This is a genomic window from Rhizobium sp. 01N48 (assembly GCF_056399145.1).
In genome coordinates this window covers 196,138-211,645 of sequence record NZ_JBFTQT010000001.1, presented here as the reverse complement: position 1 = coordinate 211,645, position 15,508 = coordinate 196,138, and the positions used below count along the sequence as shown (strand labels likewise).

The window sequence follows — 15,508 nt, the reverse complement described above, 5'->3', positions numbered from 1 at the left end:
TGATCATTCGCGCCATCGGCATCGTGATTCGCATAATCCGAAGCCGCCTGACCGACGCGATCCTGATTTACGCCCTGAAATCAAAAACTTCGCCAAATCGGCCCTTCGCCACGAATTGGCCGCAACAAATGCCGTGGCATGCCGCAATTCGGTCGCGAGCCCGCCGAGATCGAAGCCGCATTCTTGCATCTCCGAAATTGGTTACTGAGGGCATGCCATGTTTCTGGAAGATGAAGTCACCTTGAGGCGGCTGCGCGCCGCCCGCGTTTCCATATCCCTGTTGATCGCATTCGTGGCTTTCGCCGCCTCAGTCCTGGTTACATCAGGACTGGTGACGGCCGCCTATGCCGCTGATGAAAGCTGGCCCAAAGCCCGCGAGCTCGCCGGCTTGATCAAGCCGAACGACGTCAACAGCGGCTCGCTGCTGTTTCCCGCCAAGGAACCCGGCTTTTTCGTCGAGGCGCCGCGTCTAAAGACCGACGTCGAGATGGATGTCACCGGCCCCATCGCCCGCGTCAAGGTCACGCAGCGCTTCCAGAACCCGAGCAAGGGCTGGGTCGAGGGCACCTACGTCTTCCCGCTGCCTGAAAATTCCGCCGTTGACGTCCTGAAGATGCAGATCGGCGACCGCTTCATCGAAGGCCAGATCAAGCCGCGCCAGGAAGCCCGCGAAATCTACGAGCAGGCCAAGGCCGAGGGCAAGAAGACCGCCCTGCTGGAACAGCAACGCCCCAACATCTTCACCAACCAGGTCGCCAATATCGGCCCCGGCGAAACCATCGTCGTGCAGGTCGAATACCAGCAGACGGTACACCAGTCCGGCGGCGAGTTCTCGCTGCGCTTCCCGATGGTCGTGGCACCCCGCTACAATCCGGCGCCGATCGTCCAGACCGTCGAATTCAACAACGGCGCCGGCTTCGCCGTCCCGTCCGATCCGGTCGAGAACCGCGAGAAGATCACGGCACCGGTGCTCGACCCGCGCGAGAATGCCAAGATCAACCCCGTCGCGCTGACCGTAAAGCTGAAGGCCGGCTTCCCGCTCGGCGATGTCAAATCCTCCTTCCACGATGTCGATATCAAGACCGACGGCGACCAGAACCGCGTCATCGCGCTGAAGGGCGAAACCGTTCTCGCCGACAAGGATTTCGAGCTCACCTGGAAGGCCGCCCCCGGCAAGACGCCGAGCGCCGGCCTGTTCCGCGAGGTGCGCGACGGCAAGACCTACCTTCTCGCCTTCGTCACGCCGCCCGCGACGCCGGATGCGAATGCAGCCCCCGCCAAGCGCGAAGTCGTCTTCGTCATCGACAATTCCGGCTCCATGTCCGGCCCGTCGATCGAGCAGGCAAAGGAGAGCCTGGCGCTCGCCATCTCGAGGCTCAACGCCGACGACCGCTTCAACGTCATCCGCTTCGACGACACGATGACCGATTACTTCAACGGCCTCGTCGCAGCCTCCCCCGACAATCGCGAAAAGGCGATATCCTATGTCAGGAGCCTGAACGCCGATGGCGGCACCGAGATGCTGCCGGCGCTGCAGGATGCACTGCGCAACCAGGGCTCGGTCGCGGCGGGCGCGCTGCGCCAGGTCGTCTTCCTCACCGACGGCGCGATCGGCAACGAACAGCAACTCTTCACCGAGATCACCCAGAACCGCGGAGACGCCCGCGTCTTCACCGTCGGCATCGGCTCGGCGCCCAACTCCTACTTCATGACCAAGGCCGCCGAGATGGGCCGCGGCACCTTCACGCAGATCGGCTCCACCGACCAGATCGCCACGCGCATGGCCGAGCTTTTCCAGAAGCTGCAAAACCCCGCGATGACCGATATCGCGGCGACCTTCGAGGGTGCCAAGGCAGAAGACATCACCCCCAACCCGATGCCCGACCTCTATACCGGCGAGCCCGTGGTGCTGACCGCCGAGCTGCCGGACATCAAGCAGACGGGCAAGCTGCAGATCACGGGCAAGACGGGCACCCAGCCCTGGCGCGTCGAGATGGATATCGCCAATGCCGCCGACGGCCAGGGCATCTCCAAACTCTGGGCACGCCGCAAGATCGACGATCTCGAAGCCCGCTCCTATGAGCGCCAGGACCCGACAGCGCTCGACAAGGATGTCGAGGCCGTGGCGCTTGCCCATCACCTCGTCTCGCGCATGACCAGCCTCGTCGCCGTCGACGTCACCCCGTCGCGGCCACAGGATAAGCCGCTGGACTCCGCCAAGCTTCCGCTCAACCTCCCTGATGGTTGGGACTTCGAGAAAGTCTACGGCGAGACCGCCCCTGCCCCGCAGGCCCCGTCAGGCAACGGACCCGACCACGCCATGGCCGCACCGCTGCAGCAGGTGGCCGAGCTTGCGGCAACCCGCATGGCGGCCGCCCCGACACCCAAGGCCGCCAATCTGATCGCCCAGCGCTCGGCCTCCGTCCAGCTGCCGCAGACCGCCACCCGCGCCGACGAGCAGATCGCCCGTGGCGTGACCATGATGGTACTGGCACTGGTGGCCGCAAGCGGTCTGATGGCGTGGAGACGCCGCAACGCCATGGCGGGAGGAACCCGCGGTGGCCATTAGAACACGCAGAACCAGCGGAGCCGGGCCGGCCGATGACTTCGGCCCGCTTCCCACCTATCTGGAACTCGCCATGGCGACGGCAGCGGCAACCGCATTCGACGCACCCGACAACAAACAGGCGTCGCCGCTGTGGCCGCGCTTCTCCGTGGTCGAGAAGGTGATCGCTGCAGGCATCGCCATCCTGGCGCTCTACGGGATGATCCTGATCAGCGACGGCATCTATATCAAAGCGAAGGCGCAGCTGTCGCAATTCCTGCTGGCACGCGCCTTCGCGGCCGAACTGCGCGGCGAAGACGCCAAGCCCTGGCCCTGGGCCGATTTTACCACCGAGGCGAAAGTCAGCGCCCCGCGCCTCGGCAAGCAGGCGATCGTTCTCTCCGGCGCCTCCGGCGAAGCCCTTGCCTTCGGTCCCGCCTGGCTGACCAATACCCCGCAGCCGGGAGAAGAAGGCACCTCCGTCATCGCCGCCCATCGCGACACCCACTTCCGCTGGCTCAAGGACGTCAAGCCGGGCGATGAGATCGAGGTAACGCGCCGCGACGGTGAACGCCTGATCTTCAAGGCCGGCGAAGGCCGCGTCGTCGCCTGGGACAACAGCGGCATCGACCCGACGGCACATGGCCATAACCTCGTGCTGGCCACCTGCTGGCCCTTCGGCGCCACCGAACGCGGGCCGCTGCGCTATATCGTCAATGCCGAGCTTGTGGACGCGAAAACGACCGGTTCCATTCAGGGCCAAAACACAATGCCGTTATCCCCCACCCCCTGAGGGTTGAACCGAAGCCGTCCCTCCTCCAAGTCTCATGCGAATTGACATTTGTAAGTTGGCATTAGGGGATGGGGAATGAGATCAGTTTCGACACTTCGGCTCGGTAAAGCGCCAGGGATTGGCTTGTTGCTGACGGCGATCCTTGCCCAATCCGCCCCCGTCATGGCGGCCGACACGGTCGAGACCAAGAAGGTCCAGGTTCAGGTCGAAACGATCGCCTCGGGGCTGGAGCATCCATGGGCGGTGGCGGTCCTTCCCGATGGCGGCTATCTCGTGACCGAACGCCCCGGCCGTTTGCGGATCGTCCGCGACGGCAAACTCCTGGCACCGATATCCGGCGTGCCCAAGGTCTACGCCAGAAGCAAGGGCGGCCTGATGGATGTGGAACTGGCACCCGATTTTGCCACCTCGCGGACACTCTATCTGACGGCCGCGACCCCGGGTGACGGCGGCTCCGGCACCGAAGCCTTCAGCGCCACGCTTTCAGCCGACGGAACCGCGCTTGAGAACGTCAAGTCGATCTTCAAGATGCGCAAGTTCACCAGCGGCGGCATCCAGTATGGCTCGCGCATCGCCATCGCCAAGGATGGCTCGCTGTTCATCAGCGTTGGCGACCGAGGCGATCGCGACCGCTCGCAGGATTGGCAGGACGATGCCGGCTCGATCGTCCATATCAATGCCGATGGCAGCATCCCCGACGACAATCCCTTCAAGGACGGCGCCAAGGCGCTGCCGGAAATCTGGTCGAAGGGCCACCGGAACCCGCAGGGCATCACCTTCGACGCCGCCGACGGCAAGCTCTATACCGTCGAGCACGGCGCGCGCGGCGGCGACGAGATCAACGGCATCGAGCCGGGCAAGAACTACGGCTGGCCGATCATCACCTACGGCCGCGACTATTCCGGCGCGGAGATCGGCGAAGGCACTGCCAAGAAGGGGCTGGAGCAGCCGCTCTGTTACTGGGACCCCTCGATCGCGCCGGGCGCCGTCGCCATCTATCGCGGCAAGATGTTTCCGGAATGGAATGGCGACTTCCTGGTCGCAGCCCTGAAATTCCAGCTCCTGTCGCGCATGCAGCGCGATGACAGCGGCGCTTTCGTCGCCGAGGAGCGTATCTTCGACGGCGCCTATGGCCGCATGCGCGATATCGTGGTGGCGCCCGACGGCGCGCTTCTGATCGTCACCGACGACGACGATGGTGCGCTGCTGCGCGTCTCCCGGGCACCTGCGAACAACGGCTGATCTAGGCCGCCAACGTCGCCTTGCTGCGGTCGAACGAAACTGGTAACGGTCGCCCATCTCGACCACTCCCTTTTCGGCCGCAAAGCGCTAACCCGTCTGGCCGACCTCCCCGAGGCTGACCCGATTGAGGCTGACATGACGCGCATACAGGCGAACCTTGTTCTATTGCTGGCTGGCGCCATCTGGGGCGGCGGCTTTGTCGCGCAGTCGACGGCAATGGAAACGATCGGTCCTCTCTGGTTCGTCGGCCTGCGCTTCGCCATCGCTACCGTCGCCGTACTCCCCTTCGCTCTGATCGAGGCGCGCAAAAGCAAGACCAAGACCAGCGGGCGCCACGCGATGCTCTATCTGCTGATCGGCCTGACCCTCTTCGGCGTCATGATCACCCAGCAAATCGGCCTCCAGACGACGACGGTGACCAACTCAAGCTTCCTCACCGGGCTCTACGTCGTCATCGTTCCGATCATCGCCGTGGTTTTCCTGCGCCGGGCGCCGCACTGGATCGTCTGGCCGGGCGCCTTGATGGCATTGACCGGCATCTATCTGCTGTCGGGTGGCGACATGTCGGCCCTGTCGCGCGGCGATGTCCTGACCATCTTCTGCGCCGTCTTCTCCGCCGGACAGATCACGCTCGCCGGCATCATCGTCTCGGAGACCGGTCGAGCCCTGACGCTGTCGGTGGCGCAGTTCGCCGTCACCGCCGTCCTGGCGCTGGCAGCCGCCGTCATTGTCGAACCCATCAGCCTGGCGGCGATCTGGGACGCGGCGCCGGAGATCCTCTATGTCGGCATCTTCTCGTCGGGCGTCGCCTTCTCGCTGCAGATCATCGGCCAGCGCTACACCACCTCCTCGCAGGCAGCCATCTTCCTGTCGTCCGAAGCGCTGTTCGGCGCCGCACTTGGCGCTCTGGTGCTGGGCGAGAAGATATCCCCTCTCGGCTATGTCGGCTGCGCGCTGATGTTCGCGGCAATGCTTCTAGTTGAAATCGTCCCCGAGATAGCGCGCCGACGTCGCCAAAACGGCCTGCTTATCGGCCAAAATCCGGGCTGAAGCCGAAAATATGAAAAAAAGTTTAACGTTCGCGAGGTCGCGCGCACGTTGTACTTTTGGCAAAATCTGCTCCTAAAATATATTGCTCACGATACAAAACGTTATTCAGCGGCGGCTGATGAGTGCTTTTTTTCGTCGGAGCGCAAAACCCACCCGGAATTGGCGCGCGAGGCCGCGTTGCGTCGGAAAACTTTTGCTTGCCAAAAGTGAATAATCGCAGCAATCTCGTGGCGTTCGGGCATTTTGCGAGCATGGGAAGTCCTTAAGATTGTGCGCGCCGGAGACGCTAATACTCCGGTCGGTTGGTTCTAAACAAGCAGGCGGAAGTTCTGCGGAGAACTATACTGATTTAGAGGGGACCTTTTTCTCACAATTCAATAATTGCCTGTTAGCGTCTCCGTGAGGAGGCAATATCAGTATGCTGCCCGTGTGGATGGCGGGCAGAGATCAAAGGACCTGACGCATGGCCGAGACTGGGACTGTAAAATTCTTCAACACCGACAAGGGCTTTGGCTTTATCAAGCCTGACAAGGGCGGCGCGGACATCTTCGTTCACATTTCCGCCGTGCAGGCTTCCGGATTGGCCGGACTGACGGAAAACCAGAAGGTTAGCTTCGACACCGAACCGGATCGTCGCGGCAAGGGCCCGAAGGCCGTCAACCTGCAGATCGACGGCTGATAGAGCCTACCTTTGCAATCGAGTTGAAGCCCGGCGGGCCGCCGGGTTTTATCGTTCAGCCTGCATTCAGCCGCCAGCCGTTAACTTGCCATCATCAAGGTGCAAAACCGGCCAAGAGTTTGAACAGGACAGAACACATGAATAGCCTTGCCAAGACCCTTCTTCTGACGGCAACCGCGGCTGCCATCACATTCTCGTCGATCGGTGTCGCATCGGCTGACGACTGGCGCTATCGCCACCACCATAACAATGATGCATGGGTCGGCGGCGCTGTCGGTCTGGCAACAGGCTTGATCGTCGGCTCGGCGATCGCCAATGCGCCGCGCTACGATGAACCGCGCTACATCGACCCGCCCTACGCTTATGACGATGGTCCGGTCTACGCAGCACCTCCCCGCTATTATCGCCCGGCGCCCGTGCGCTACTACCAGCCGGCTCCGGTTCGCGTCGGTGTCGAGCCGTGGACCCCGCAGTGGGAACGCTACTGCTCTTACCGTTACCGTTCGTTCGATCCGCGCAGCGGCACCTTCATCGGCAATGACGGCCGCAGCCACTTCTGCGTCGCCAACTGATCGAATACAGATCGTTCATGCACGAAGCGCCGCTTTTCAGCGGCGCTTTTGTTTTGTGCGGACTTTGCCCGCTCTGATCCCCTGCCCGGCTCAAAGCCCCTGCAGATAAGGATTGCCGCGCCGCTCGTCGCCGATCCGGCTACCCGGCCCGTGGCCGCAGATAAAGCCGACCTCGTCGCCCAGCGGCAGCACCTTGTCGCGGATGGAATCGAGCAACTGCTGGTGGTTTCCGCCGGGAAGATCGGTGCGGCCGATCGAGCCGTTGAACAGAACGTCGCCGAGATGCGCGAACTTCTGCGCCCGGTTGAAATAGATGACATGCCCCGGCGCGTGGCCCGGCGTGTGATAGACCTCGAACACATGCTCGCCGAAGGACACGGTATCGCCATCCTTCAGCCAGCGATCCGGCTCGACATTCTGCATCTGGCCCGCCGGCAGCCCGTATTTTTCGGCCTGCGTCTCGATCCGCTGCAACAGCGGTAGATCGTCCTCGTGCGGGCCGACGATATCGACGCCGAGCGCTTCCTTGAGCTCCTTGGCCCCGCCGGCATGGTCGAGATGGCCGTGGGTCAGCCAGATCGCCTTGATCTTCAGCCCATTCTGCTCGATCCCCTGCAGGATATTGGCGACATCTCCGCCCGGATCGATCACCACGCCTTCCTTCGTCGCCTCATCGAAAAAGATCGTGCAGTTCTGCTGGAACGCTGTCACCGGAATGATCCCGGCCTGGAGCATGCTCATGGGTGCCTCGCTTTATGTCTTGCGTAGTTCGTCCGTCTCGATGTCGATATAGTCGCAAACGCCGGCACATGCAGCCTCGATTTAGCCGAGCCCTCCGTCACGCCGCAACGACAAGTGTAATCTCCTGTGATCGCCCTTGGCGGAACCTCCCCTTATTCCGGGCGTTACCAACCCGTCTATAAAAGGAGACCCACGATGACCATGAAGCGAAATCTTTTCCTGGCAGGCGCAATGGTTCTGGCGACCGCCGGCCTCGCCCGCGCGGAAATGGCCGCAACGGCCATCAACGATCTGACCATTCACGCCGGCCCCGGCGAGCAGTATCCCGCTGTCGGCGTTGCGACCCGCGGCTCCGAAACCATCCTCGACGGCTGCGTCGCCGGCAGCCAGTGGTGCCGTGTCGATGTCAACGGCATGCGCGGCTGGGTCTATGCCCAGTACCTGCAGATGGATCAGGACGGCAATCAGGTGATCGTCCAGCAGCACCAATCTGATCTCGATATCCCCGTTGTGACCTATGAAACCACGGCAGCGACCGGCCCCGCCGAACCCGCTCCGGGCGACGAACTGCTCGGCCCGGTTGGCTCGGTCGAGACGATCGAACCGCCGCAGACGGTCACCACCTATATCGAGAGCAACCCTGGCCGCACGGTCGATATCGGCGGTGACGTGGTGGTCGGCGCACAGGTGCCCGGCACCGTGACCTTCCAGGAAATTCCTGACTACCAGTACCGCTACGCTCGCATCAACGACCGTCCTGTACTGGTCGATCCGGGTACGCGCCGTATCGTCTACGTCTACAACTAAGACCTGAAATCATGGACAGCAAAGGCGGCCACCCGGCCGCCTTTTTCATGCGCGCTCGCCAGACGGCTGTGAACTGGCCGCCGCGCTCGCGTCATGCCTGTTGATTGTTGCCGCAAATATGCCTCTTAATCCAATCACGCAGGGGAATTGCGTATCGCATGGGGAGTTTTGCGCGGAGGCATCTCGGTTCTAACGACAACACCGATCTTCTTTGCACGCGCGAAAGCCGAAAACCGACAGACACTGGAACATATGTCATCATTGCTGACCTATGGTCCCGCGTGCTCCGGCCAAACGGCGCAGACTAGGAAAGGAAATGCCAAATTGGCACGACAGAGCAGCCCGAGAGCCGGCAGGCAGGAGCCCAAGCCGGAGCCTTTGACCAAGCCGTTGGAAAACACCGAAACCATCGACTTCGATATCATCGAGCTCCTGTTTTTCTCCTATCGGGACTTCGTCTCCGATCCTGACGCCATCCTGGCAAAGAGCGGCTTTGGACGTGCGCACCACCGCGTGGTGCATTTCGTTAACCGAAACCCCGGCATGACCGTTGCCGATCTCCTGGATACGTTGAAGATAACCAAACAGAGTCTCGCAAGGGTACTCAAACAGCTTATCGATTCGGGGTATATTCAACAAAAAGCGGGGCCTGAGGACCGACGTCAGCGCAAGCTCTATCCCACCGCCACAGGCAGGGATCTGGCGCTTGCGCTCGCCGAGCCGCAATCGCGCCGTATTGAGAGAGCATTCGACGGAGCCTCCCCGGAGGTCAGGGCGGGTGTGAAAGCCTTCCTGAGTGGCATGCAGAACAGACAAAACTCGAAAGCGGACTGAATGGCGGCGAAGATAGTGATTTCGGACGATGCGGCACACTTGCTCGTTGTGGATGACGACACGCGTATTCGCGCGCTGCTCAACCGCTATCTGAGCGAGAACGGCTTCCGTGTGACGGTTGCGGCCGACGGCGCCGAAGCACGTCGCAAGCTTGGCGGCCTGGATTTCGATCTGATCATCATGGACGTGATGATGCCCGGCGAATCCGGCATCGACGTCACCAAGGATCTGCGCATCATCAAGAACGTGCCGATCATCATGCTGACGGCGCTCGCCGAATCCGACAGCCGCATCGCCGGACTCGAGGCCGGCGCCGACGACTATCTGCCCAAGCCCTTCGACCCGCGCGAACTCGTGCTGCGCATCAACAACATCCTGCGCCGCAACGTTTCCGGCGATGCGCCCAAGATCGAACAGGTCATGTTCGGTCCCTACACATTCTCGCTGACCCGCCGCGAGCTCAAGAAGGCTGCCGAGATCGTTCGCCTGACGGATCGCGAGCAGGAAATCATGCTGCTCTTCGCCAAGCGCGCCGGCGACACCATTCCCCGCCACGAACTGATCGGCAACGATGTCGATGTCGGCGAGCGCACGATCGACGTGCAGATCAACCGCCTGCGCCGCAAAATCGAGGACGACCCATCAAATCCGGTCTGGCTCCAGACGGTTCGTGGTATAGGATACCGCCTGAGCATCGATTGATGATCCGGGACCCGGAAAGGCTCTAGATGGTAACATTCGATTCCCTGCGACGCGAGGACCGCTCGCCGGTTTCCGGCTGGCGTTGGTTCACGCGCCTGCTCCGCCGCCAGCTGCCCAAGGGCCTTTACGTCCGTTCGCTGATCATCATCATCATGCCGATGGTGCTCCTGCAGTCCGTCGTCGCCGCCGTCTTCATGGAGCGGCACTGGCAGATGGTCACCCAGCGCCTGTCGATGGCCGTGACCGCCGATATTGCCGCGATCATCCAGATGATCGAGACCTACCCGCAGGATACGGACTACAGCGAGGCCACCCGCATCGCCCGCGACCAGCTCGGCCTGCAGATCTCGATCGAGCCCGATGGCGAACTCCCCCCGCCCCGCATCAAGCCCTTCTTCTCCATTCTCGACGGCATTCTGAGCGACGAAATCCGCGACCAGATCAAGCGTCCCTTCTGGATCGATACGGTCGGCGATTCCAATCTCGTCGAGGTCAGGGTGAAGCTGGACGGCAAGATCCTGCGCGTGCTCGCCAAGCGCAACCAGACCTACGCCTCCAACACTCATATCTTCATCGTCTGGATGGTGGGCGCATCGCTGGTGCTGATCACCATTTCCATCCTGTTCCTCAGAGGCCAGATCCGCCCGATCCAGAAACTCGCGGCCGCCGCTGAAAGCTTCGGCAAGGGCCAGAAGGCCGAAAACTTCTACCCGCGCGGCGCCGACGAAGTCCGCCGCGCCGGCCTCGCCTTCATCCTCATGCGCGAGCGCATCGAGCGCCAGATGGAACAGCGAACGGCGATGCTGACAGGCGTCAGCCACGATCTGCGCACCATCCTCACGCGCTTCAAGTTGCAGCTGGCGCTCGCCGGCGACAATCCCGACCTGCAGGGCATGAGCGACGACGTCAACGACATGCAGTCGATGCTGGAAGCCTACATGGCCTTTGCCCGCAGCGAGGTCGAGGAAGATGTCGGCGAGCTGAAGCTCAGCGAGTTGCTGTTGAAGCTCGAGCCAGACTTCGCCCTGCACGACAAGACGCTCACCTACTCGATCGACGGCGACGACGACATCGAGGTAAGGCCGAACGCCTTCACGCGCCTCGTCACCAACCTCGCCTCCAACGCCCGCCGCTATGCCAAGACCCTCAACATCGAGGCCAAGCACGGCGCCAAGTGGCTGACGATCGTGTTTGACGACGACGGCCCCGGCATTCCGGAACAGAACCGCGAGGACGTCTTCAAGCCCTTCTTCCGTCTCGATGAGGCACGCAATCTCGATGCGTCGGGAACGGGCCTCGGCCTAGCGATCGCCCGCGATATCGCCCGCAGCCATGGCGGCAACGTCACGCTTGGCGACAGCCCCCTCGGCGGCCTGCGCGCCGTCATCCGCATCCCGGCCTGAGCTCACGATGGCGATTGATTTGACGGACATGACCTGGCTCAACCCGCCGCCCTTCGCCGAGCAGCGCGACGACGGCCTGCACGTGCGCTCCGGCGACAAGACCGATTTTTGGCAGGGAACCTATTACGGCTTCCACCGCGACGACGGCCATTTCCTCCATCGGTCACGCCACGGCGACTTCACCGCTGAGCTGACCTTTTCGGCGGATTACCAGGCGCTCTATGATCAGGCGGGCATCATGCTGCGCGCCGACGCGACGCACTGGGTGAAATGCGGGATCGAATATACCGACGGCGCCCGCCACTTCAGCGTCGTCGTCACCAACGGCAATTCCGACTGGTCGGCATTTCGCATCGACCATGATTTTGCGACGTTGTCGGTGCGGGTCACGCGCAATGGCGATGCGCTGTTCATCCAGTACAGGACCGACATGATGGCGGATTGGCGCATGGCGCGCCTCGCCTGGTTCGACCCGAAATTTGCGGAATTGATGGTCGGCCCGGTCTTCTGCTCACCACAACGCGCCGGCTTCGAAGCCACGTTTCACGACTTCAGCCTCTCGGACCCGCTCTCGCGCGACATTCACTAGACCGTCGGCATTGAAACGCCGGGCACAAGGCCACGGCGCTCCAGCAATCACATAATCTTCTTGCCGTTTGGCACCGGCTTGTCCGGCGCCGCGAGCACGATGGCGCCGGCCTCGTCCTCGAAGCCGAGCGTCAGAACCTCGGACCGGAACGGGCCGATCTGCCTTGGCGGGAAATTGACCACGCACAGCACCTGCCGGCCGACGAGATTTTCGAGCGTATAGTGCACCGTGATCTGCGCCGAGGACTTCTTGACGCCGATCTCGGGTCCGAAGTCGATCAAGAGCTTGAAGGCCGGCTTGCGCGCCTCCGGAAACGGATTGGCCTCGATCACGATGCCGACACGAATGTCGACCCGCTCGAAATCGCCATAGGTAATTTCTTCGGTCATGAAAATCAGCCTTATCTAGAGCATGTCGCGCAAAAGTGTGTGCGGTTTTGCGATAACGACATGCGGCAAAACAAAGACCTAAAGCGCAATTGGCGATCTGAAAGATCGCGACGCGCTTTAACCCGCCAGCTCCTCGGCGCGCTTGCGAGCGGCCGAAAGCGCCTTGTCGAACAGCGGCTGCATCGCATCGTCAGCCATCAGCACCGAGAGCGCCGCCGCCGTCGTGCCGCCTGGCGACGTCACGTTCTGACGAAGCTTCGATGCGTCGTCGGGGGACTGGTGCAAGAGTTCACCAGCCCCCGCGACAGTTTCCCGTGCAAGCCGCATGGCAAGGTCCGCCTGCAGGCCAAGTTTCCGGCCTGCTTCTGCCATGCACTCCACGAGATAGAACACATACGCAGGACCACTGCCCGAAAGGGCTGTAACGGCATCGATATCGGATTCTGAAGGTACCCACTCCACGGGTCCGGAGACCCTCAGCAGCGCATGCACCTGATCACGCTGGTTCTGGCCGACGCGGGCATTGGCGAAAGCGCCAGTAACACCGCGGCCGACCATGGCCGGCGTGTTCGGCATGGCGCGAACCATCGCCGCTTCGCCAAGATGGGATTCGAGGAAACCGAGCGTCTTGCCCGCCGCGACCGAAACCACGACCGTATCGTCGCCGACGGCGCTCTTCACGGATGGGAGCACGGCGTCCATCACCTGCGGCTTCACCGCCAGAAACAGCACGCCCGCCTTCAGTTCGGCCGGCAGCGCCGTCACATGCCTGGCGCCCGCCTCGTTGATCGTTGCCATCATCTGGGCCGAGGGGCCGGGATCGACGACGACGACGGAAGCACCGGGCACACCATTCTTCAGCCAGCCGGAGAGCATCGCGCCCCCCATGTTGCCGGCGCCGACAAGAACGATTGGACCCGAGGACGACAGACCGGACATGTTACGCTTCACCTACGGTTTCGAACAATACGGCTTCCATGGCGCGGTTGGCGTCCATGCCGGACCAGATCACGAACTGGAACGCCTGATAATAGGTCTCGCAGGTATCGAGCGCGCTGGCGAGCAGCACTTCCACCTGGCGGTTCGTAGGCTCAGCGCCGCCGGCAAGCAGCAGCGACTGGCGGAAGATGACCACGTCCTCCTGGCGCCAGACGTCGAAGTGCCCCATCAGCACCTGACCGTTGATACCGGCCAGAAGCTTCGTCACTTCATTCATGCGCTGTTCGGGGATCTTGATATCGAAGGCGCAACCGAGATGCAGCGCCTCGAATTCCTCCATCCAGGAAAAGGAGACGTGATAATCCGTCCACTTGCCCTCGACCGTCATCGCGATTTCGTCGTCACCCGACCGCTCGAAAGCCCAGTCGTTGTGGGCGGCGACGTACTCGATCATATCGACCGGGTTCGATTGACGCTCGACTTCCAATTCCATGAGGCTCATGCAGCACCTTCTTGACCGGAGTGAATGCGTAACGACTTCGTCCAACGAGACACAAGCGAACACACGCAACTAACCCGGAAACCACCAACCCAGATGACCGTTGAACCGCTACCAGACTTACGCAGTGAACCTGCCCGGAGCTTACCAACTGCTTCGAATCATCATTTAAAATCAGTGTATAACGCACCCGGTGGTGTGCCAGCCCCCTGAGGGCCGTTTTAGGGAACGCCACTGTGGAAAGGTGTTGGGAATTGGATTCAGAAGGAGGGTATAAACGACTCTGCCCATTGGCTTTTTTGGCAGTGTCCACAGGTGGATAAACACACCCGCTTTTTTAGCCGAAGCAGCGGTGTGTCTCTCAAAGGCCACACCGCGCCCTGTCCCCAAACGGGATTTACTTGCCCTTGGCGGCAGGCTTGGATTCGAGCTTCGCCTCGAGTGCCGCGATGCGCGCGAGAAGCGCATCGTTTTCGTCGCGCGCCTTGATCGCCATCTCGCGGACGACCTCGAACTCTTCCCGCTTGACCACGTCCATGCTGTTCAGCCAGCGTTCGGCCTGCGCGTTGAACATCGTCTCGACTTCCTTGCGCACGCCCTGGGCGGCACCTGCGGCATCTGTCATCAGCTTTGCGAACTCGTCCATGATGCGGTTTGCGCCTGTCGTCATGGCGGTTTACTCCCTTTGAAATAATGGCTTCCGGCCGCTCTCGGCCCTAAGGAATGAGGTAGGGCTTCGCCGTTAAGGATGCAAGCGCTTTGCACTGGATAAGCGGTCGCACTTATCTCGCATCACTAACAATCAACTTGACCCGCTGTTATGGCAAGGCCATCTTCCGCCCACATCAACGGATGGGATTACCTTGCAGACAGCTGCCGACCTTATGGCCATCATGCCGTTCCCCAATATCGACCCGATCGCCTTTGCAATCGGGCCCGTGGCCATTCACTGGTACGGCCTGGCCTATGTCGCCGGCATCATGATCGGCTGGTACTACGCGCGCCTCATCGCCGCGAACGACAGCCTTTGGCCCGGCAATGTCTCGCCGATCACCAAGGCGCAGCTCGACGATTTCGTCGTCTGGGTGGCGCTCGGCGTCGTCCTCGGCGGCCGCATCGGTTATATCCTTTTCTACGACATGCCTGCGATCATCGAGAGCCCGATCCGCGCCATCCAGATCTGGAACGGCGGCATGTCCTTCCATGGCGGCTTGACCGGCACGACGATCGCCATGATCATCTTCGCCAAGCGCAACAAGATCCCGCTCTGGAACCTCTTCGACATCGTCGCCGCCGTCGTTCCCGTTGGCCTCTTCTTCGGCCGCATCGCCAACTTCATCAATGGCGAACTCTGGGGCCGGTTGACGGACGTGCCGTGGGCCGTGGTCTTCCCGACCGGCGGCCCTTTCGCACGCCATCCGAGCCAGCTTTATGAAGCAGGCCTCGAAGGCATCGTGCTGGTTCTCGTGCTCGCCGCCCTCATCTACGGCATGAAGGCGCTGAAGACCCCCGGCTTCGTCGCCGGCGTCTTCGTCTGCGGCTATGCGCTGTCGCGCATCTTCGTCGAGTTCTTCCGTGAACCTGACGCACAACTCGGCTACCTTCTCGGCACCAACTGGCTGACGATGGGCATGGTCCTGTCCTCGCCGATGATCCTGCTGGGCCTCTGGGCCATGATCCGTGCCCGCCGTCAGGCTGCCCTGCAGTCCTGATCGCGGCACCGG

General features: G+C 62.0%; 17 protein-coding genes. 12 read left to right on the top strand and 5 right to left on the bottom strand.

What is annotated here, in order from left to right; all coding sequences use genetic code 11:
• The first annotated feature begins 217 nt into the window (after window positions 1-217).
• The 6 genes from AC1DOG_RS01075 to AC1DOG_RS01050 all read left to right on the top strand — a co-directional run bounded on the left by AC1DOG_RS01075 (window position 218) and on the right by AC1DOG_RS01050 (window position 6,881).
• Entirely contained in the window at window positions 218-2,569 is a 2,352-nt protein-coding gene (locus AC1DOG_RS01075) for a marine proteobacterial sortase target protein (RefSeq protein ID WP_477926493.1), read from the top strand.
• Complete coding sequence (locus AC1DOG_RS01070) at window positions 2,559-3,338, top strand: class GN sortase (RefSeq protein WP_477926492.1); 780 nt, start codon at window positions 2,559-2,561, stop codon at window positions 3,336-3,338. The genes AC1DOG_RS01075 and AC1DOG_RS01070 overlap by 11 nt, the downstream gene beginning before the upstream one ends.
• 162 nt (window positions 3,339-3,500) lie before the next feature.
• Window positions 3,501-4,580, top strand: coding sequence for a PQQ-dependent sugar dehydrogenase (locus tag AC1DOG_RS01065; RefSeq protein ID WP_477926877.1), 1,080 nt, complete (start codon window positions 3,501-3,503; stop codon window positions 4,578-4,580).
• A 135-nt stretch (window positions 4,581-4,715) separates the two neighbouring features.
• Window positions 4,716-5,630 carry a DMT family transporter gene (locus AC1DOG_RS01060; RefSeq protein ID WP_477926491.1) on the top strand — a complete coding sequence of 305 codons (915 nt, stop codon included), beginning with the start codon at window positions 4,716-4,718 and terminating at the stop codon, window positions 5,628-5,630.
• Window positions 5,631-6,093: 463 nt separating this feature from the next.
• The gene (locus tag AC1DOG_RS01055) at window positions 6,094-6,309 is read left to right on the top strand and encodes a cold-shock protein (RefSeq protein WP_018897410.1); all 216 of its coding nucleotides are present in this window, start codon (window positions 6,094-6,096) and stop codon (window positions 6,307-6,309) included.
• A gap of 137 nt (window positions 6,310-6,446) precedes the next feature.
• Window positions 6,447-6,881, top strand: coding sequence for a BA14K family protein (locus AC1DOG_RS01050; protein ID WP_018897409.1), 435 nt, complete (start codon window positions 6,447-6,449; stop codon window positions 6,879-6,881).
• 90 nt (window positions 6,882-6,971) lie between these two features.
• Here AC1DOG_RS01050 and AC1DOG_RS01045 read toward each other — a convergent pair whose 3' ends face one another.
• The gene (locus AC1DOG_RS01045) at window positions 6,972-7,622 is read right to left on the bottom strand and encodes an MBL fold metallo-hydrolase (protein ID WP_477926490.1); all 651 of its coding nucleotides are present in this window, start codon (window positions 7,620-7,622) and stop codon (window positions 6,972-6,974) included.
• A gap of 195 nt (window positions 7,623-7,817) precedes the next feature.
• Here AC1DOG_RS01045 and AC1DOG_RS01040 point away from each other — a divergent pair, with 195 nt between their 5' ends.
• The 5 genes from AC1DOG_RS01040 (at window position 7,818) to AC1DOG_RS01020 (ending at window position 11,957) form a co-directional block, all read left to right on the top strand.
• Window positions 7,818-8,429, top strand: a complete 612-nt coding sequence (locus AC1DOG_RS01040; protein ID WP_047506054.1) for a DUF1236 domain-containing protein — start codon at window positions 7,818-7,820, stop codon at window positions 8,427-8,429.
• A gap of 324 nt (window positions 8,430-8,753) precedes the next feature.
• The gene (locus AC1DOG_RS01035; protein WP_047506055.1) at window positions 8,754-9,263 is read left to right on the top strand and encodes a MarR family winged helix-turn-helix transcriptional regulator; all 510 of its coding nucleotides are present in this window, start codon (window positions 8,754-8,756) and stop codon (window positions 9,261-9,263) included.
• The gene (locus AC1DOG_RS01030; RefSeq protein ID WP_018897404.1) at window positions 9,264-9,965 is read left to right on the top strand and encodes a response regulator; all 702 of its coding nucleotides are present in this window, start codon (window positions 9,264-9,266) and stop codon (window positions 9,963-9,965) included.
• Between the two features lie 26 nt (window positions 9,966-9,991).
• A complete protein-coding gene (locus tag AC1DOG_RS01025) occupies window positions 9,992-11,368 on the top strand; it encodes an ATP-binding protein (RefSeq protein ID WP_111562853.1) in 1,377 nt (458 codons plus the stop codon).
• A 7-nt stretch (window positions 11,369-11,375) separates the two neighbouring features.
• A complete protein-coding gene (locus AC1DOG_RS01020; protein WP_477926489.1) occupies window positions 11,376-11,957 on the top strand; it encodes a DUF1349 domain-containing protein in 582 nt (193 codons plus the stop codon).
• Window positions 11,958-12,004: 47 nt separating this feature from the next.
• Here the strand turns inward: AC1DOG_RS01020 and AC1DOG_RS01015 are convergent, their stop codons facing one another.
• The 4 genes from AC1DOG_RS01015 to AC1DOG_RS01000 form a co-directional block, all read right to left on the bottom strand.
• A complete protein-coding gene (locus AC1DOG_RS01015) occupies window positions 12,005-12,346 on the bottom strand; it encodes a tRNA-binding protein (protein WP_477926488.1) in 342 nt (113 codons plus the stop codon).
• A gap of 117 nt (window positions 12,347-12,463) precedes the next feature.
• Window positions 12,464-13,285 carry a pyrroline-5-carboxylate reductase gene (gene proC, locus AC1DOG_RS01010; RefSeq protein ID WP_112945552.1) on the bottom strand — a complete coding sequence of 274 codons (822 nt, stop codon included), beginning with the start codon at window positions 13,283-13,285 and terminating at the stop codon, window positions 12,464-12,466.
• A gap of 1 nt (window position 13,286) precedes the next feature.
• Window positions 13,287-13,787, bottom strand: coding sequence for a type III secretion system chaperone family protein (locus tag AC1DOG_RS01005; RefSeq protein WP_113010456.1), 501 nt, complete (start codon window positions 13,785-13,787; stop codon window positions 13,287-13,289).
• A 394-nt stretch (window positions 13,788-14,181) separates the two neighbouring features.
• Window positions 14,182-14,454: an accessory factor UbiK family protein gene (locus AC1DOG_RS01000; RefSeq protein ID WP_047506065.1), complete on the bottom strand. Its 273-nt coding sequence runs from the start codon at window positions 14,452-14,454 to the stop codon at window positions 14,182-14,184.
• Window positions 14,455-14,647: 193 nt separating this feature from the next.
• Here AC1DOG_RS01000 and lgt point away from each other — a divergent pair, with 193 nt between their 5' ends.
• Window positions 14,648-15,496 carry a prolipoprotein diacylglyceryl transferase gene (gene lgt, locus AC1DOG_RS00995; protein ID WP_181459272.1) on the top strand — a complete coding sequence of 283 codons (849 nt, stop codon included), beginning with the start codon at window positions 14,648-14,650 and terminating at the stop codon, window positions 15,494-15,496.
• Window positions 15,497-15,508: the final 12 nt, after the last annotated feature.